15 protein-coding genes are annotated in these 18,510 nt (G+C 36.7%); 10 read left to right on the top strand and 5 right to left on the bottom strand.

Annotation, left to right across the window (positions count from 1 at the left end; translation table 11 throughout):
* Positions 1 to 72: 72 nt before the first annotated feature.
* The 4 genes from J2772_RS22880 to J2772_RS22865 all read right to left on the bottom strand — a co-directional run bounded on the left by J2772_RS22880 (position 73) and on the right by J2772_RS22865 (position 4,574).
* Entirely contained in the window at positions 73 to 1,098 is a 1,026-nt protein-coding gene (locus J2772_RS22880) for a terpene synthase family protein (RefSeq protein ID WP_209921013.1), read from the bottom strand.
* 66 nt (positions 1,099 to 1,164) lie between these two features.
* Positions 1,165 to 2,187 carry a terpene synthase family protein gene (locus tag J2772_RS22875; RefSeq protein WP_209921012.1) on the bottom strand — a complete coding sequence of 341 codons (1,023 nt, stop codon included), beginning with the start codon at positions 2,185 to 2,187 and terminating at the stop codon, positions 1,165 to 1,167.
* 348 nt (positions 2,188 to 2,535) lie between these two features.
* Positions 2,536 to 3,516: a terpene synthase family protein gene (locus tag J2772_RS22870; RefSeq protein ID WP_209921010.1), complete on the bottom strand. Its 981-nt coding sequence runs from the start codon at positions 3,514 to 3,516 to the stop codon at positions 2,536 to 2,538.
* A 41-nt stretch (positions 3,517 to 3,557) separates the two neighbouring features.
* The gene (locus tag J2772_RS22865; protein WP_209921007.1) at positions 3,558 to 4,574 is read right to left on the bottom strand and encodes a terpene synthase family protein; all 1,017 of its coding nucleotides are present in this window, start codon (positions 4,572 to 4,574) and stop codon (positions 3,558 to 3,560) included.
* A 1,032-nt stretch (positions 4,575 to 5,606) separates the two neighbouring features.
* On the opposite strand from J2772_RS22865, the gene J2772_RS22860 reads away from it, so the two are divergent.
* The 3 genes from J2772_RS22860 to J2772_RS22850 all read left to right on the top strand — a co-directional run bounded on the left by J2772_RS22860 (position 5,607) and on the right by J2772_RS22850 (position 12,589).
* Complete coding sequence (locus J2772_RS22860; RefSeq protein WP_209921004.1) at positions 5,607 to 11,288, top strand: GEVED domain-containing protein; 5,682 nt, start codon at positions 5,607 to 5,609, stop codon at positions 11,286 to 11,288.
* Between the two features lie 78 nt (positions 11,289 to 11,366).
* Complete coding sequence (locus J2772_RS22855) at positions 11,367 to 11,891, top strand: hypothetical protein (RefSeq protein WP_209921001.1); 525 nt, start codon at positions 11,367 to 11,369, stop codon at positions 11,889 to 11,891.
* 350 nt (positions 11,892 to 12,241) lie between these two features.
* Positions 12,242 to 12,589 carry a helix-turn-helix domain-containing protein gene (locus J2772_RS22850; protein ID WP_209920998.1) on the top strand — a complete coding sequence of 116 codons (348 nt, stop codon included), beginning with the start codon at positions 12,242 to 12,244 and terminating at the stop codon, positions 12,587 to 12,589.
* A gap of 201 nt (positions 12,590 to 12,790) precedes the next feature.
* Here the strand turns inward: J2772_RS22850 and J2772_RS22845 are convergent, their stop codons facing one another.
* Positions 12,791 to 14,401 carry a helix-turn-helix transcriptional regulator gene (locus J2772_RS22845; protein WP_209920996.1) on the bottom strand — a complete coding sequence of 537 codons (1,611 nt, stop codon included), beginning with the start codon at positions 14,399 to 14,401 and terminating at the stop codon, positions 12,791 to 12,793.
* 917 nt (positions 14,402 to 15,318) lie between these two features.
* On the opposite strand from J2772_RS22845, the gene J2772_RS22840 reads away from it, so the two are divergent.
* The 7 genes from J2772_RS22840 to J2772_RS24445 all read left to right on the top strand — a co-directional run.
* Positions 15,319 to 16,110 (top strand): SDR family oxidoreductase, encoded by a 792-nt coding sequence (locus tag J2772_RS22840; RefSeq protein WP_209920993.1) that lies wholly within the window; start codon positions 15,319 to 15,321, stop codon positions 16,108 to 16,110.
* Positions 16,111 to 16,193: 83 nt separating this feature from the next.
* The gene (locus J2772_RS22835; protein WP_209920989.1) at positions 16,194 to 16,595 is read left to right on the top strand and encodes a GlcG/HbpS family heme-binding protein; all 402 of its coding nucleotides are present in this window, start codon (positions 16,194 to 16,196) and stop codon (positions 16,593 to 16,595) included.
* Between the two features lie 28 nt (positions 16,596 to 16,623).
* Complete coding sequence (locus J2772_RS22830) at positions 16,624 to 17,139, top strand: hypothetical protein (RefSeq protein ID WP_245365309.1); 516 nt, start codon at positions 16,624 to 16,626, stop codon at positions 17,137 to 17,139.
* A 3-nt stretch (positions 17,140 to 17,142) separates the two neighbouring features.
* A complete protein-coding gene (locus J2772_RS24245; RefSeq protein WP_245365308.1) occupies positions 17,143 to 17,415 on the top strand; it encodes a helix-turn-helix domain-containing protein in 273 nt (90 codons plus the stop codon).
* 34 nt (positions 17,416 to 17,449) lie between these two features.
* Positions 17,450 to 17,953 carry a hypothetical protein gene (locus J2772_RS22825; RefSeq protein ID WP_209920986.1) on the top strand — a complete coding sequence of 168 codons (504 nt, stop codon included), beginning with the start codon at positions 17,450 to 17,452 and terminating at the stop codon, positions 17,951 to 17,953.
* 130 nt (positions 17,954 to 18,083) lie between these two features.
* Positions 18,084 to 18,287, top strand: a complete 204-nt coding sequence (locus J2772_RS22820) for a hypothetical protein (RefSeq protein ID WP_209920983.1) — start codon at positions 18,084 to 18,086, stop codon at positions 18,285 to 18,287.
* A 56-nt stretch (positions 18,288 to 18,343) separates the two neighbouring features.
* Positions 18,344 to 18,510 (top strand): helix-turn-helix domain-containing protein (locus J2772_RS24445; protein ID WP_209921166.1); only part of this gene is annotated, 167 nt, incomplete at its 3' end.

Raw genomic sequence — 18,510 nt, 5'->3', positions numbered from 1 at the left:
ATAATAATGTACCCAATTAACCACAGCTTCCTGCCATCAATTTAACGGATTGTATAAGAAAATCATTTTTTGCTATTCCTTTATAAAAATACTGTGTGGAATAACAATATCATCACCTTCTCTACCATATTGAGGTACAATAAATGCCTTATGCTCATATCTGCTGGTCCCTGAATTATAATACCAGTCTGCACAGCCACTTATTTGCAATTTAATATGGTAAACATGATTGTATGCTTCTTCTTGAAAGGAACCAAAGTCAGGAAGGGATTGATGCAAATCATCGAGCTCCTGAGCATATGCGTCATGTAGTTTCATAGCCTCTGTACAGGCTTCCTGATAAGAAATTTTATATTGATGTCTTAGAATAAAAATAATATTCAAAGATTCATTTTCTATTTCAAGCTCTTTTTTAAGAGAGGCAAAGTCATTCTGGATTACAATAATCAGAGATAATAGTTCTCTGCAACGCTGTATAATAGGATGATTGTAAATATGAACAGGTAATGCATAATTAACTGCAGGATCTATCAGGTCTCCATAAGGCCACATCCCTATAGAATATTTTCGGAAACTAAGATAGTGGGCAAGTAAGGGATAGGTTCTATTTTCAGCTTGTTTGAAGGGGATTTCTTCCATCATACCATACATGATAAATTCATAAAAGTTAATCGAGACACGGTCTATCCAAAAACGAGGCATAAATATTTCCCATTCTTTTCTGGCTTGTGCCATCTGGCGCAAAATACCAATCTCGTCTTCATGTGGATCTTGACCCATCATCACTTCATATACACGGTCTGCTATTATTTTCAATTCATTTGCAGGGGTCATTCCAAAAAAATCATCAAATATTGTGATATAGATCATTAATCTGGCACAGGGACGCATGCGCTCCATGCTGTCGCATGTTGGGTTCATATAAGTAGCGACTCTCGATAGAAACTGAGGTTTACATCTTTTTATTCCCTCTTCAGAAATAAAGGTATAGTCATTATCGTACCATGCTTTTTCTTCTTCATCAAAAGCATTGGCAATTGGGCTGGGAATAGTTGGCCACGGATAACGGCATTGTGGAAGTATCAATTCTCCTTTCATAGTTATTATATTACATTATTAAAAACTTAGTTGTCATTATTTGTTCCAAGAAATTTTATGGCATTTCTATTCTCTGGAGATATGTTTTACCTCAAAATCCAAAGGTATTGGGTTTTGCCCGTCAGGGGTTACTGCAAAGCCATCCGGGAAGTACCTTTGTGTCCCTCCTTCATAGTACCAGGCATTGCAACCAGTTACCATCAGCTTCATGTGATAGACATAATTTTCCACTTCTTTCTGATAAGGGCTGAAATCGGGTAGGCATATAGATAAAGACTCCATTTCCTTTACAGATTCATCATGTATTCTCAGCCCCTCGATGCAGGCTTCTTCAAATGATATGTTCTGTTCATTTTGTAAGATAAATATGATATTGAATCTTTCCGATTCTATAGTCATTTCCTTTCTTATCGACGCGTAATCATTCTGAATGGCAATAATAGTGGCAAGAAGCATTACCAGGCGCTGAATAACCGGATGATTATAAATGTCGACAGGGAGTGCAAATCCGGTAGCCGGCTCTATCAGGTCACCATAGGTTACCATACCTATAGAATAGGCACGGATCATCAGATAGCGGGCAAGTGATGGATCGGTTTTGTTGAATTTAAAAGGAGTTTCTTCCATGATACCATACGTAATGAAACGATGAAAATTGGTGGCAATCCGGTCGATCCAGAACTGTGGCATTCCGTTGTCCATAAATTCCTTTCTTGCTGCTGCCATCTGGCGGAGTATCCCCCTTTCTTCAGGGTGGGGATCTTCCCTGGTCATTACTTCAAAAATCCGGTCTCTGAAAACTTTTAACTCTTCCAGCGGCATAAGTTCAACATAATCATCGAAAGTAGTTACATAGACTGCAAATCTGCCAATGGGGCGAAAAATATCCCGGTCGGAAGTGGTAGGGGACATAAAAGCCCCTACCTGAACAAGTCTTTGTTTTTTGTATCTTTTTATAGATTCCGGGGTCATGAAACCATAATCCGTGTCATACCAGGTGCTTTCTTCTTTATAAAAAGTTTCACTGATCGGACTGTATACTGTAGGCCAGGGATAAGAAGGCTTCGGGATGTGAATGATGTTTTGCATGATTGAGTTCTTTCGGTTTTAAATTTTTATTATTTGATTAATTATTGATCATATTAATGAGGTTATTATATTTTTCTCGTTTATCCTTCACCTCAGCATTGGTATAGTATTTCGGACATAAACAGGTAGTCTTTATCAATCCAGTCATTCTGCTCCTCATAAAATGATTCTGCAAAAGGAGCAATTTTATAGTCCCATGGGTATTATAAAAAAGGAACATCTGATTGTTTCATATTTATTATAATTAAAAATTTATTCCTGTTGAGTATCTTATCAAACCTGATTCTGGTTTTTATTCAATTCAGTGCTGGTATAGTATTCTGGTATTGTTGATGTATTTTTCTGGAGTTATCCCTGTTGAGCATATTCCGGTCTGGGATATGCTCCCGGAACTTCGTAATGAGGTGATTTCCCCAAATGATACCAGGCACCCAATCCTGAAATCATCAACGTCATATGATGTACAAAGTTTTCTACATCCTTTTGGAGAGGACCAAATTCAGGGAGATTAACCTTTAATTCCATAAATTCTCTTACATAGTCATTATGCATCTGCATAGCTTCCATAAAGGCTTCTTCCAATGAAATTTTGTATTGATGTTTCATCACAAATATAATATTGAGCACATCCGGGCTCATTACCAATTTCTTTTCTATGGATGCAAAGCTATTCTGGATGACCATAATACGGGACATCAGTGTCTTCAGTCGTTTAATAACAGGGTGTTTTGAAACAGAATCAGGTGCAATAAAGCCCATAGATGGTTCAACCGGATCAGCATAAGGATACATAGAGATTGAATACTCTCGCATGAGGAGCAGGTGGCTTAATGTTGGAAATTCCTGTTTTAATTTGTAGGGGGTTTCCTCCATAATTCCGTAAGTGGTGTAGTCATGGAAAGACTCTGCCCAACGCTGAAACCAATTATCATTAACGTAAGGACGGAACTCATCCCTGCTCAATGCAACCTGTCTCAGTAGCCCGATGCCACCTGGTCTGGGATTATCGCCCAGCATTACATTCATAATGTCATCTCTGACGGAAGCTAACTCTTTTACAGGACAAAGCTCATAATAATCCTCATACAGTGTTAGCCAAACCATAAATCTTGCAATGGGTCTCATCTGTTCCATTGTTTTGGTGGCAGGAAACATATATGAGGCTGCTTGTACCAGATTATTTCTTTTGTATTTAATTCTCGTTGCTTCAGGCATGAATTGGTAGTCTCTATCAATCCAGTCATTCTGTTCTTCATAGAATGATTCTGCAAAAGGTGCAACTTTATAAGCCCAGGAATATTGTAAAACTGGTATGTCCAATTGTTTCATTATTGTGTATTTTAGATTAAAAAATATTCTTGCTTAAAATGCTATCGAACCTGGTTCAACTTTTCTTTTAGCTCTCTTGCTTCTGGAAATTCCATGGCATTGTAGCGGTCCAGCTTTGTAGATACATTTTTCCATCCACTAAGTACCATGCTCATATAATGAACCCAGTTGACCACTGCATCCTGCCATATTCCAAAATCAGGGAGAGAGGTTTGTAATTCTACAAATTCTTTCAGGTCTTCGTTGTGAAGACGCAAATCCTCAAGACAGGCCTCCTTTAGGGACATCTGGCGTTCATGCTGAATCACCTTTACAATATTGTAATAAATACTGTCGGTTGCTTCATCTTTCAATACAGATTGTACTTCATTGAAAAAAGTAACAAGGTGGCATGCCAGTGTCTGTAAACGGATGATCACGGGATGCTCGTGGATCTCTTGTGGGAGTACGATTCCTGTTTCTAATTCCGTAAGCTGTAGAAAAGGATAAAGACAGATAGAATTTTCACGCAAAGCAATGCATTCGCTCACACTGGGATAAGCTTTGTTTTTCTTGTATCTTAATTCCGTTTCTAATCCTGTAAAATATCTGCTGATCATTTGGGTGAAACGGGCTACTGACTCCTGCGGGATAAACTCCAATAGTTCTGCTCTTAATGAAGCCAGCATGGGGCCTAAGGGGATTCCTGAGTCCTCGGCATTGATCTCTCCATTCAGTATGGCAATAGATTGGGCGTGTACATATCCTATATCTTCAGGTTCACTTTCTTCATACAGATCATCATTGTATAGGGTCCAGAGCATCAGTCTGCAGACGGGCTTGAATCGTTCGGGGGATGCTGTTGGAAACCATTGTGCCGCAATATGTGCTGTTTTGGTCTTTTTATACTTTTTTCGAAGATCGGGGTTCTGTTCATACAGCCAGAGATATTCTCCATCGATCCACTGATTTTCAGTGAGCTGTTGTAATTGCTCGGCATTAGGGTTTTTTAAGGTAGGGAACGGATACCTGAACTGTTTTCGAAGCAGTTCAAGGGTACTAAAATTTTCAGTATTCATATTGTGATGATTATTGGTTTTGTTTTCATACTAATATACAATCATATTGTGTTATAATTGTATTTCATTTCACAAAAAGTTGAAATTTAATATTAATATTTCTTTAAATATCAATATTGATGCGGAAATTTTAAATACAAAAAAATCATTAAATAGAGTAAGAAATTCGGAATATCTTAAATTGTATTAATCCATTTAATACTTTTTATGATGCCATTTTAACACAAGAAAACCCTGATAATATAAAATTGAAAAAGGAAATAGGGTAGAATCTGGAAAATGTTGATGATATTTTGGAATGCCTCCAATATTTTTTGTCTTTAATGAGATCTGATCTTTGAATAAATATATTTTGTAAATCAATTTTACTTGGCCATTATTTATTACAATCAAGTGTTAAAAGTAATTATATAAAAGCTGAGTTGATGTAATAAGAGGGAAAGAAATTAATAGCATATTCGTAAATATAATCAGTCTGTTGTAATAAAATGAGTATGTTATTATTTCAGAAATCATTCAGTATAGATTTATGATTTTAGTATTGCTCAATGTACCTTCGCCAAAAATTATTGTTTCGAATATCCCTGATCATCCCTTTACAATCCAAGTGTAGTTTTGAATATATTGATATGATCACATTTTCGCCTATCACTACTACTGATAATTCTGAGATATCTTTCTGGAATTTTTAGACATATTAAAAAATACAAAAACACAAAAGAAAATGAAAATATACCTATTGTAATTTCTCAACTAACATCCGGATAGACAGCATTCATACAAAAGTCTATAAAATCAACTACAGGCCTACAAAGAACAAGTGCCTGCAAAATGTATATCTCAAAAATGGAGGTCTATTCAATATACAGACATTTCCGGATTTGATTATATAATGATTGAAAAACGCAGATCTAAATTTCAAAATAACAAAATCAGATTTCAGCTTGTAAAACGCTTATTATTAGCAAGTTGTTTCTTGGTGGTCTTTGTTTGAAATTCAGACTAAAAAAAAATATTTAATATTTATTTTCTATGAAATTAAAACCAACCTATTATGATGTCCGAAAATATACTTTTCGGTCGGCATGGATTATTTTGATGACTTTCAGTAGTTTTACTGCTGTAAAGTCTCAAAATTTGCTGACGGAGAGTTTCAATTATGTTTCCGGTACATTGCTTACGAATGCCAATTGGTTACAGTTTGCGGCAGGAACACCTACGATAGCCGTATCCAATGGAAACCTCCCCAGCACAGGTACTATTGTCAATAATTTTGGGAATAAAGTATCTTTGGCAAGCAGCGGGCAGGATGTGTACCGTAGCTTTACAGCAGTAGCACTTAATACCACAACACCGGCGGTATATGCCAGTGCTGTGGTGAATGTATCTGCCGCACAGGCTACCGGAGATTATGTGATCTCCCTGAATGATATTGCCCGGTTATATATCCGGTCAAATGGCACAGGGTTCAGTTTTGGAGTGATGAGATCCTCCGGAACTGTTGCTTATGAATCAACTGTAAGACCTTTCAATACTAATATCAGGGTGGTTTTAAAGTATGAGCAGGTAACAGGAGCAGCCAATGATATCGTTAAGCTATATGCAGATCCCGCATCAGGAACAGAACCTTCTACAGCTGATATTTCCCACACCGGGACAGCTGCAGATATGACCTCAGCTTCATATATTGCGTTAATGCAGGGAACGGCGGCTAATGCTCCGATCCTTGAAGTTGATGGGATCACAGTAGGTACAACATGGGCAAGTGTTACTTCAGCTATTTATGATTATGGTGATGTTCCTTCCTCTTATGATTTCACCAAGGACGGAGTTTATGCACCTGCCGCACATGCCCTTGTTCCTAATTTTTCATTAGGAAGTGTGCTTCCGGATTCTGAGCTGACTCCTAACAGTGTTTCCTCAGGGGCAGATAATAATGGAGCAAACGGAGATGGTGCCGATGAGGATGCGATCAATATTGCAACCAATCAAATCAGGAAAGGGATACCTTATACTTTAAACGTACCGGTTAGTAATGCATCCGGAACAAAATATCTATATGGCTGGATCGATTTCAACAACAATGGAAAATTTGAAGCCGGAGAATTTGCAACAGTTGCTTTCAGTACTACAGGAAGCAGTACCCAGGTTCTTACCTGGCTTCCGGCACAGACCTCTACCATTGCAGCAGGAGCTACTAAGCTTTATATGAGGCTTCGAACTTCTGACAGGGTATTACAGGATTTTACGACAGCGGCGAGTGGGGGTGCTGTTATTGATGAGAGAAGTATTGGAAACGGTGCTGTTTCCACAGGTAATGCAGCGGACAACGGTATAGTAGCCGGAGGAGAAGTGGAAGACTATCAGATAGAAGTAACCAATGCGTTCGACTACGGAGATGTACCTGCTGCCTTTGAGAATGATAAGGATGGAAATCCTTTGCCGGCATTGCATGCTCCGCTTTCAGGATTTACTATGGGAACTCTTCTGGATACAGAAATTTCTCCAAACAGTGTTGTTGCAGGAGCTGATAATAATGGAACCAATGGAGACGGAGCAGATGAAGATGGTATTACTTCGTTAATGAGTGTAAGCCGTAATGTGGCTTACAGTATCATTGTTCCTGTGAATGTTCCGGGAACCCTGACAGGAACCAAATACGTATATGGATGGTTGGATATAAACGGAGACGGACGATTCCAGATAGGAGAATTTACCACTACTACCATAGCTGTAACGGGTGCTACAAATGCCACACTAACATGGACAGCGGCTCAAACAGCTTTGATTCCAGCAGGAACTTCCAAAGTATACGCAAGGCTGAGACTTTCCAATTTGTCGCTTCTTGACTTTAATTCAGGGAGTAATAGTGCTGTCATTGATGAAAGAAGTATAGGAAATGGAGCTACGGCCAGTAATAATGCTGCTAATGCTCTTATTACTGCTTTTGGAGAAGTGGAAGACTATCAGCTGCCTGTGGATTTATATGATTTCGGAGATGTTCCGAGTTTATATGAATTGAATAATTCAAATGTTTCTAATCCTGCAAGACAAATTTCCAATTCTGGATATAGAATAGGAAATATTGTGGATGATGAACAATCTGTACAAAGCGTAGCAGCTAACAGTGATAATAATGGAAGTAATGGCGATGGAATTGATGAAGATGGTATTACCGGAACTTTACCTGTTATTACTAAAGCTGCCCCTTTCAGTTTTTCAGTTCCGGTAACCGTTGTTACTGCATCTAACATTATAGCGTGGGTAGATTTTAATAATGATGGAAAATTCCAGATCGGAGAAGCAGCTTATACAGCAGCTACGGGTGCTGCGTCAGGATATCAGACGGTTGCCGTAGGTTCTTCTACAAAGACATTTTGGTTTAGAGGATCACAAACGAATTTAATCCCGAATGGGATCAATACGCTTTACGTAAGAATTAGACTTACTCAAGCTGCCGGTTCTGATAATACAGTTACGGCAGGTATGGATGAGCGGTCTATAGCTGACGGAGCCAATACAGGGGTATATACAATTCCTGGTATAGGTGAAATAGAAGATTACCGCTTTGCAGTAATCCGGGATTTAGATTTTGGAGATGCTCCGGAAAGTTATGAAATGGATAAAGATGGCTTTGGAAATCCTGCCAATTTTAAACCAGCAAGAAATTCTGCAACAGATGCTTTGTTTTTAGGCACGCTTTATACCGTAGAGCAAGGTCCTTATTCTGTTGCTCCGGCAGCGGACAATAATGGATCTAATGGTGATGGAATTTCTGATGACGGGCTTTCTCAAGATCAGCTTCACATCCGTACCAATGCTATAAATACATATAATATAGGGGTTCATAATACTACAGGAGTTGCGGCTACATTGTATGCCTGGATTGATTTTAATAACAATGGAAGATTTGAGGCAAATGAGTTTGCTACAGCGCCGGTTGCCAATAGTGCTGTATCTGCAAATATCAGCTTCACTGCAGCACAGGTGAATACGATTACAGCCGGTGTGGGAAAAGTATACATGAGATTAAGATTAATACAACCTAACACCGAAGTAGTGATGGGAGATCTTATTTCAGGAACCAATTCCACAGTCGTTGATGAAAGAGCTATTGCAGATGGACTGAGTACTGGGCTGTATACTTCTGCCTCTCTAGGAGAAGTGGAAGATTATCAGCTGACCATCACAAAAGACTTTGGAGATGTACCGGGAAGCTATGAAAATGGATCTCCTGCATCACAGACCAATAGCCTAATACCAGAACTTACCATTGGAAGCACAATAGACTACGAGCTTACTAGCAATGCAGTAGCTTCAGGAGCTGATAATAACGGAACCAATGGAGACGGTGCTGACGAGGATGGAGTAAGTACTCCTCAAACCATTACAAATGGTGCTCTTTTTACCCTTACTGTACCCGTTAATACAACCGTTACCGGGACGAAGAATCTGTATGCATGGATTGATTTTAACGGAGATGGTGTATTTAACGGAAATGAAGCTTCAGTAGTTTCTGCATCAGTAACTGCGGGTACCACTAGTAACTTTACTCTAACCTGGAATTCCACGAATGCATCACCTTCTGTAATTTCAGCAGGAAAAACCTATGTGAGACTACGTCTTTCAGGAAGTTCGCTTACCAATAGCAACAGTGCTAATACTACATTGATAGATACACGAAGCTTTGGGCAAGGTATCGGCGAAGGAGAGGTTGAAGATTACCAGTTTCAGATAAACAATGCCTATGAATATGGGGATGTTCCTGCTACCTTTGAGGTAAATAATACCGGGGTAGCTGTTCCTGCCAGACAGGTTTCAAATTCAGCATACACTATTGGAAGTACTGTAGACAGTGAGGATACTCCACATAATGTGGCTGCAGGGGCAGATAACAATGGGCTTAACGGAGACGGAGCAGATGAAGATGGAATTACAGGCACCCTTCCTACTGTTGTAAGAAATAAAATATTTAACTTTTTTATTCCTGTAACTGTTCCTGTCACATCGCAAATTATAGCATGGATTGATTTTAACAATGATGGAAAATTTCAGCCAGAAGAAGCAGCTTATAGCAATTTCACGGGAGGAACTAATGCTTACCAGACTGTTGCACAAGGAACGTCAAAGTTGACATTTTGGTTTAAAGAAACTCAGACCAACCTTATTCCTACAGGAATCAGTAATCTCCGTGTACGCATCAGGCTAACTACAAATGCGGGAGCAGATAATACTACCACAAGTATAGATGAGCGTGCTATAGGGGATGGAGCCAATAGTGGAGTATATACAACTCCCAATATAGGTGAGGTGGAAGACTATATGTTTCCTGTAGCTGATATTGCACCTAAGGTTGTGAATGTTCTTAACATTATTGATGGTTCTGGTTTTAATCCAAGAAATCCTACAGCCGATAAAGGATATAATTTAGCTGGCAATAGTCAGGGAATTATGATAAATGCAAGAGCGAAGCTCCTTAATTCAGCCAATTTTGGTACAAATGGTATCGTTCCTTATTCTATTGACATTACGGATGATTATGGCACTGTCGGATCAATTCCAAATGTTGCCACATTAAATGCTTATGATATAATATATATTGGTACCTACAGTAATAATGGTGCATTTACACCTGCTGAAATCAATTACTTATTACAATGGAGTAAACAACCGGGGAAAGTACTTATGGTCCAGGAACAAATGGTTTCCTCTCCTATTTCGACAGCTATGGGCTACTCAATTATCAATGGTAATTTAGATCCTACGACAGCCTTACCAGCAGATGCTACATATGGCACTCATATATTCTCAGGAGTGTTTGGTCATTCAGCCGGTATTAGCCAATGGGGAAGTAGCCAGGGATATTTTAATCCTGGGTGTACTGGTATTGCTCTGGCAAAAAATGCCAACAATTTTGCTACAGTATTATTCAATACTGAATATAGGGATATTCTCGTGGGGGATACTGACTTTTTTACCAATAGTTCTTTTCCAGCACCTCTTGGGCTGATGACTACGGGATATACTATAAACAATGATACAGACAGAGCGTGGGCCAACTTATGGACATGGGCTATTAATGAAATAATTAATGATATAGCTCCTTCTCCATTATATCCTGAAGGTACTGTTTATACAGAACAGGTGCTACCCCTTTGTAATACTGATGCTATCATTAAACTTGAAGGGAATGGTGCCAATGTAATTCGTTGGGAAACCAGTACAGATGGGGGAATAACATGGGTTGCTATTGCTAGTACTGCAATTACGATCACTTATCCTAATCCGGTGAATAACCAGCAGTTCCGGGCTGTTTTACAGAATTCAATATCTTGTCCTATTGGTTATTCCTCTAGTGTAGCAATTACAGTAGGCTGTAATACGGCTTGTTATAAACCTGGTGCTACGACAGGCGGTGCAACATTAATCAGTAGGATTGGTATTACTTCACTGGACAGATCGACTGCACAAGCGGATAACTGGCCGGCAGTCCATAACGGAGCATGGCTTGTATTAGAAGCTAAAACAAAAGGCTTTGTTCCCAATAGGCTGGTCTTTGATGTCTCAGGAAATCCTGCAGGCATACCTCCCGCTAATTTTGCAGAAGGAATGATGGTGTACGATATAACCAACAAGTGTCTGAAAATGTATACCTCAAAAGACGGAGGGCCATTAGGATGGTATTGCATCAGTACACAGACCTGTCCGGATTAATTAGTAATAAATGTTTTTTCCAGAGGACAAGAAATGGGATGGTTCTCTGGAATAGATTTTAATGATTAAAAAAAAACAATGAAAAAAATAATAACAACAATCATTTTATTCACCACGATAGCTGTACAGTCACAGATTGCCATAGATAAAGCAAATGTAACGAATGGTTCTGTTTCTCTCGAGTTTGGTGATACGGAGAACAAGGGAATAATTCTTCCTTATGTTACCTCCAAAAGCGGGATTACAGAAAACGGGACAATAATTTATGATGCTTCAGATTTTAAAATTAAATACCTGAAAGACACCAACACCTGGTTTGACTTAAGCGTGGATCCCACGGGAACGGCTGATCTAAGCATCCAGGGAAGTGATAAAATAGAACAGCCAGGGGCTAAAGTAACTATTTATTCCACAGCAAGTGCAGATGATGCTTTGCAGGGAATTCTTGTGCTAGGTGATACAGATAAGGCAATGATATTGCCCAAAGTTGCCAGCCCTCATCTGAATATTATCAACCCAAGCGCGGGAATGATGGCTTATGATACTGTTAAAAAACAATTGGCGGTTTATAATGGTAAAGTATGGACATTTTGGAAACCATAGATTTTAATTGATACCATCTTCGGTCAGGTAGTTTGGATAGGAAATATTTATCTACAACTCTGCTTTGGCCGAAGTTTTATGCCATGAAAAAAATATAACAGGATTGTTGGAAAAAGTAAAAAATAAAATACAGCTTCTCTATTTGTTTTTAGAAAAAAACTTACACAAAAATTTTTGATTTTATATTAGAATTAGAAAAAAAACAGTAGAAAAATGAAGCAACAGATCATAATGGAATATAGAATTCATAAGATAACCCTCTATGAATGGATCACTAAATATTGGGAATTAGAAGAAAAATAATTACCATAATCTAGTTTGAAAAACACAATTTATAAAATTGATACAATATGGAAGAAACAAGCCCTGATTACAAAATGATCTTCACTGATATCATTACCAAACAATTTCCTCACAAAAAAGAATTATGCCAAAACATTTTAGGAAAAGAAAAGTTATCAACGTTCGATATTATAAAATTAAATAAACTATTATTTGAAAAGGAAAACAAAGAAAAAAATACTTTCAATCAAAAGCATCGTTCTTACGACACATCTACAATCCAGGAAATCTTAGATTATCAAATAAAAAATAATCTAAATAATACAGAACTGGCAAATTACTTTATGCTGAGCAGAAATTCGGTAACAAAGTGGAAGAAGATGTTTAATATGAATCAAAAGGATAAGATGACTTAAGATTTTTCATCTGTACTCGTTCTATCATTTCCTTATCATTCAACATAAACACAAACAAGTCCTAAAAACTACAAAAAATAAAAACATCAATAAAACCAGAATCGAAATTTTCGGTTCTGGTTTTTATTTTAACTGTCAAAAACTCATTGTAAATAAGAGTTTAAGTTTTATGGATATTGCTTTCTGAAGGCTTTCTGAATTTTATAATTGAGTTTGTTTGTTCTTTTTTAGATTTTCTATAAAATAGGAGGGAGTGACCCCGGTTTCTTTCTTGAATACAGTTATAAATACTTGGTGGGATGCAAAACCGCATTCTTCTGCAAGATAGCTTATTTTATATTCCAGGTATTGAGGATCATCATACAGTTTTTGGGTTATATATTCAATTTTCAATCCGTTAATATAATTACTGAATGATTTCCCTTTTTGAATTTTGATGATTTCGGTAAGGTATCTCTGATTGGTATTCAATGAATGGGCGAGGGAGCTGAGATTTATATTTTTCTTTAGGTATTTGTCAGAACTTTCAAACTTATTCAGTTTGGAAAGTATAGAAGCAAGAGTTTCGTCTGAAATAGGTGTAAATGCAGGTGATTTTTTCTCTACTTTACTAGTGTTCTCAGTATTAGATGTATTTACATTGAGCTTTTCAACCAGCTTTTCATAATTCTTCCTGACCTTTCTGTTTTTTTGCCTCAGATATAATCCCCCGATAAAAATGACTGCAATAATTGCTAGTATGGCGCTGGTAAGAATTTTGAAAATGCTGTTATTGTAAGAAATGTCCTTTTGTGTATTGATATCTTTGAGAGTGTTGTCTGTTATTTTTTTCTGGGTGACCGAAATACTGTCTGAAAGGTCGGAATACAGCTGGGTATATTGTAAAGTAGAATCTTTACTCTTAAGGGCATCATAGGAGTTGGCCAGTACCATATAGGCAGTTAGCCTTTCATTGACATGCTTACTTTTCTTTTCCAGCTTCAGTACCTCAGTGGAATAGGAGATTGCTTTTTGGGGCTGTTGTGTATACTCATAAAATCTTCCTAATGCATTTAGGAGAATTATTTTGCTGGGTACTGTTTTAATTTTTTTCGTTTCCAGAATATGTAAAGCTTCCAGAAGGTATTTTTCTGCCAATTCAGGCTGCTGTGGTTTATAAATGCCAGTATAAAACATACCTATCTGGATATGGATAAAAGAAAGCATATAATATTTTTCATCCATACTAAGAATATTTTTATCATTATCAGGTAGCTGTTCTATTTCGTATAAGCTCTTCTTGAAATATGACAGAAGTGTATCCTGCGGGGCTTTGGTAGCCTCGGCATAGCTTGCTAGCTTTAAATAAGTATTTGATGATCTGAAATACTGATGATTTTTTTTGTAATAGGAAAGCGCTATTTGAAATTCATTATAAGCTTCGCTATTCAGCCCTAAATTCCGATAAGCTGAACCTCTAAATTCATGAACCTCTGCAAGAACCTCATCATCATTAAGTTCCTGAGCCAGTTTTTCTGTTTTTTCTCCGTAGGTAAGGGATTTTTCATTATCTCCATTGCCATCAATAAGCTTTTTCATCAGATATTTACAACTGGCCATCAATCCCTCTTTATATCCTATGGCTTCTGATCTTTTTTCAGCTTCTGTATAAAGAGCTATTCCCTTATCCAAATCCATGGCCGGGTTGGCTGGTGAAGACAATTTTGTGGCCAGGATGATCATCTTGTCGATTTCTTTTTTTTTTGCTTCTGAGGTTTGCTGTTTGCAGGTAAAAAAAATCAGACAAAATGAAAATAATAATAGTTTTTTCATTGTTGTGTTTTTATAATTATAGTGGATGATTATTTTAAAATTCCTTTTTGAGAGATTTCGGAAGATAAATCCTAAAATTTTATTTAGTTAGCTTTGATCCTTTTTGTTAGTGGAAACTTAGAAGTATAACAAAAATTTTTCATTATTTTCGATGCAAATATATATGTTTATAAACTTGAGTTCATATTTTCTGATATTTATTATTAATTATTTCCAAATTTGATAACTTTAAATAATGATTAATAATTTGATTATCAGTATTGTTTATTTGTAAAATGTTACATTTTAAAAGAAGGAATTTTTTGTCTTCACTAGAATCATTGGAAAATTGTAAATTACAATTTAATGCTTTGTTTTTTATTATGCTAAATTCTATCCCATAATGTGTAGAACTTATTTTATCATCTTTAAAAATAGGGTATTTCTTATCATCTTTCCTGTATTTAATTAACTGTATATTAGTATTTTATATTTTATATTTTATTGTCTATTGAGAATAAAAAATTATAAATAAGTATTTAAAAAGTTAATTATTTCGGAAATTATTACAGTATATTTTTTTTAGTACCCCAATAAAGATATAATATTGTAACCACATAGTCCAATAAAGACTGATGTCTTAATAAAAAAACATAAATTATGAAAAAAAAGGTTGTCTGCTTTTGCGGTTTCATTATCTGTTGCTACATCGGCTCAATCTGGAAATGTTGGGATTAATACGCCAAATCCGACAGAAATACTTTGGTAAAATTGAGAAATAATTTTCTAGTATAAATAGTATAAAGATCGAATGTTTCAATCTATAGATTGATGTTATGGCCTTTTGAACAATGCGATATTGGACTTTCTACCAATATATAGTAATTGAAGATACTTGAACTTTACAACAATAGTAATCACATTTAAAAAAACAAAAAATGAGTAAGACAATTTTGATTACAGGTGCAGCAAGCGGATTTGGAAAAATCGCAGCATTTGATTTAGCGAAAAAAGGACACAAGGTAATTGCTACTGCACAGGTTTACCCACAGATGAGCGACCTTATAAGAGAAGCAAAAGAACAGGGAGTAGAACTTACAGTAGACAAACTGGATGTTACCAATCCTCGTGATATCGCTTATATTCATGGAAAATATGATATCGATATTTTAATCAGCAATGCAGGAATAATGGAAGGCGGGCCTATTGCCGAGCAGCCAATCGATTTAATCCGTTCTATGTTTGATGTAAACGTCTTTGGCGGGTTGGAATTGGCGCAGGGATTCATCAAAAAATGGATAGACCAAAAGAAACCGGGGAAAATTGTATTTACAACTTCTATGGGGGAACTATGGACTGTTCCTTATGTAGCTGCTTATTGTGCATCAAAGCATGCTATGGGATCTATAGCTGAAGGTTTAAGAACAGAATTGGCTCAGTTTAATATTAAAATTGCGACCTGTAATCCGGGTGTTTTTGGAACAGGATTTAACGACCGTGGGGTAGATACTATTTCCCGTTGGTACAACCCTGAAACTAATTTTACACCACCTTCAGTTTTCGATGGTACTGCAGAATCATTAGCTCATCAGCTGGATCCGCAGTCAATGGCAGACTGTATTGTAGATGTAACATTAGATGATAATCCTAACTTCAGAAATGTACATCCAAAAGAAACGGAAGATTTTGTAAAACAATTGCAGGCAGAAGCTTGGGTTGCTAAAAGTTAAGATATTAAATACTACAGAGATGCGCAATTATTAAAGTAATTTTTGCGCATTTCTTTTTACTGAAAATTAAATAAAAAAATAAAATGAATATCACATATAATGAGGCCACAAAGGCCTTACAGGCTTCCATTGAAAAAGCAAAAGCATTAAATATCCCTGTCAGCCTTGCTGTAGTAGATACAGGAGGTCATCTGGTGGCTTTTGCCCGTTTAGACAGTGTTTATGGAGTAATAGATTTTGCGATTAAAAAAGCAAGAACAGCAGTAATGTTCGGAATAGACAGTGATATTATAGGAACCATTATTTCCGGTGCAGATGTGCATGGATACGGAATGCTGAATTCGAATGAAGGACTGCTGACTATTGCTGGTGGAGTGGTGATCAGAAATCAGGAAGGAAACATCATCGGAGCCATAGCCTCTTCCGGAGGAACAACCGATCAGGATAAAGAAATTGCCGGTACAGGGGCAAGTGTGATTTCTTAGATTGAAGAGATTTAAATAAGGAAAGTTTATGGAAATAATATTTGATAAGCTGGTATACTTATGGACATTTGAGAAAAAGAGAATTGATGAAGAATTTATTTCTGATCACGTTTTAGGTTTTCAGGTGTCAGGAGAGACCCATCTGTTTCATGATCGGGATACGACAGTCATCAAAGAAAATACAATGGTATTCGTCCGGAAGAATCAATTGGTCAGAACGATCAGGTATCCCTCCAAAAAAGAAAAATATCAGTTTATTTCCATTACTTTAGACAGTGAAATATTAAAGAAACATGCTTTAGAAAATGTGATTGCGCCAGACGGGCCATTTACTGATCAACGAAAACTTTTCTTTAAGTCGGATGATTTTTTCTCTTCTTATTTTGTTTCACTTAAGCCCTATATTGACAAAAGAAAAACTGTTCCTGCCTGGCTTGAAGACCTGAAGATCAGAGAATCAATAGAACTTTTGCTGCAAAGTAATCCGGATTTTAAAAACCTGCTTTTTGATTTTTTAAAACCCTATAAAATTGATTTAGAATAGTTTATGGATCATCATTTTATGTTTAATGTACCTCTGAAATCTTTTGCTACACTTACCGGGCGAAGTCTTTCCGGTTTTAAACATGATTTTAGCAAAATTTTCAATGTGAAACCTACACAATGGCTTCGCGACAGAAGGCTTAAAGAAGCGTATTATCTTATCAAATATAAAAATAGAAAGCCGGTTGACATTTACATGAACCTGGGATTTGAAAACCTATCCCATTTTTATTATTCTTTTAAACAGAAATATGGTATTACGACTTCCGAAGTCTAATCGGCAATTAATCAAATTTTAAGTTTCAATAACAATGGATTTTATTCAGCAATCAAATAACTGGGCAAAAGGGGATATCGCTCAAGGGCAAATAATGATAGGGTTTGTAATGTTTTTTTTATTTCCTGTAATTATTCTTTCTATCCGGAGTCATAATGTCCTTTTAAAAGGAATGCTTATCCCCTTAAGCCTTTTGTTGGTGCTCAACCTGGCCTATGGAGGTTACCTGCTGTTAACAAGAGCAAAAAATGTTCAGGAGACCCAAAGATTATATGATAAAAATGCCCAACAAACGCTGGAAAAGGAGTTTCACGACAAAGAAAAAGACGATAAAAGCTACCTTGTTTTTACCCGTATCTGGGCTTCTTTTGTTATCATTTCGGTTGTATTGTATTTTCTATCCGGCAAAGATTACCTGAAAGGGTTGTCACTTGGTTTTATCCTGATGTTTTTCGGTCTGTTGGTTGTTGATACCCATTTTCACTCCCGTTTAAAGGTTTATTACTCTTTTCTTCAGAAAGCCACTCTAGACAACTAACACACAAATGAAAAAAAATGATTCCCTCAGCTATTAGCGTTAAGATTAAACCTGCTAACGAAAAAAACACATATCATAAAAAAACTCCCAATCAGAAATCGGTCTATATTCCAAGACGGTCCTTAAATTTATGATATTAATTATGGGAATGTCTTATATGAGCACCCACTTAACTGCTCAGGATATTGTTGCGAAAAGCTCATTTTTGGTAGCTGGCATAAGTGTGAATATTCCGAAAAATAATAAACTGCTGCTATACGGAGGCTATAGTCCTACCGATAATATTAAGGCTATAGTCTTTCAGCCTAATTTTAAAATAAATAAATATCTTTGAGCATTCAAGCAAGATTGTTATATTTGTTCATGAATGAACATTCAGTTAGCTAAATTATGCAAGGGGAAAAAGTAGATAAAAAAACTCAGATTGTAAAGGCAGCATTACGGTTATTTTCAGAACAGGGCCTGCAACAGACTTCAATGGCACAACTTTCAAAAGAGTCGGGAGTTGCCGTAGGAACAATGTATTTACATTTTAAAAGTAAGGATGAATTGGTTGA

The organism is Chryseobacterium jejuense (assembly GCF_017877355.1).
GTDB lineage: Bacteria > Bacteroidota > Bacteroidia > Flavobacteriales > Weeksellaceae > Chryseobacterium > Chryseobacterium jejuense_A.
This window is presented reverse-complemented; position numbering and strand designations above follow the sequence as displayed.

Coding starts and splice junctions, on each gene's coding strand:
- J2772_RS24245 (WP_245365308.1), top strand. CDS start 17,143: ATGGATCATCATTTTATGTTTAATGTACCTCTGAAATCTTTTGCTACA.
- J2772_RS22845 (WP_209920996.1), bottom strand. CDS start 14,401: ATGAAAAAACTATTATTATTTTCATTTTGTCTGATTTTTTTTACCTGC.
- J2772_RS22870 (WP_209921010.1), bottom strand. CDS start 3,516: ATGAAACAATTGGACATACCAGTTTTACAATATTCCTGGGCTTATAAA.
- J2772_RS22840 (WP_209920993.1), top strand. CDS start 15,319: ATGAGTAAGACAATTTTGATTACAGGTGCAGCAAGCGGATTTGGAAAA.
- J2772_RS22865 (WP_209921007.1), bottom strand. CDS start 4,574: ATGAATACTGAAAATTTTAGTACCCTTGAACTGCTTCGAAAACAGTTC.
- J2772_RS22880 (WP_209921013.1), bottom strand. CDS start 1,098: ATGAAAGGAGAATTGATACTTCCACAATGCCGTTATCCGTGGCCAACT.
- J2772_RS22855 (WP_209921001.1), top strand. CDS start 11,367: ATGAAAAAAATAATAACAACAATCATTTTATTCACCACGATAGCTGTA.
- J2772_RS22820 (WP_209920983.1), top strand. CDS start 18,084: ATGATATTAATTATGGGAATGTCTTATATGAGCACCCACTTAACTGCT.
- J2772_RS22830 (WP_245365309.1), top strand. CDS start 16,624: ATGGAAATAATATTTGATAAGCTGGTATACTTATGGACATTTGAGAAA.
- J2772_RS22825 (WP_209920986.1), top strand. CDS start 17,450: ATGGATTTTATTCAGCAATCAAATAACTGGGCAAAAGGGGATATCGCT.
- J2772_RS22860 (WP_209921004.1), top strand. CDS start 5,607: ATGAAATTAAAACCAACCTATTATGATGTCCGAAAATATACTTTTCGG.
- J2772_RS22875 (WP_209921012.1), bottom strand. CDS start 2,187: ATGCAAAACATCATTCACATCCCGAAGCCTTCTTATCCCTGGCCTACA.
- J2772_RS22850 (WP_209920998.1), top strand. CDS start 12,242: ATGGAAGAAACAAGCCCTGATTACAAAATGATCTTCACTGATATCATT.
- J2772_RS22835 (WP_209920989.1), top strand. CDS start 16,194: ATGAATATCACATATAATGAGGCCACAAAGGCCTTACAGGCTTCCATT.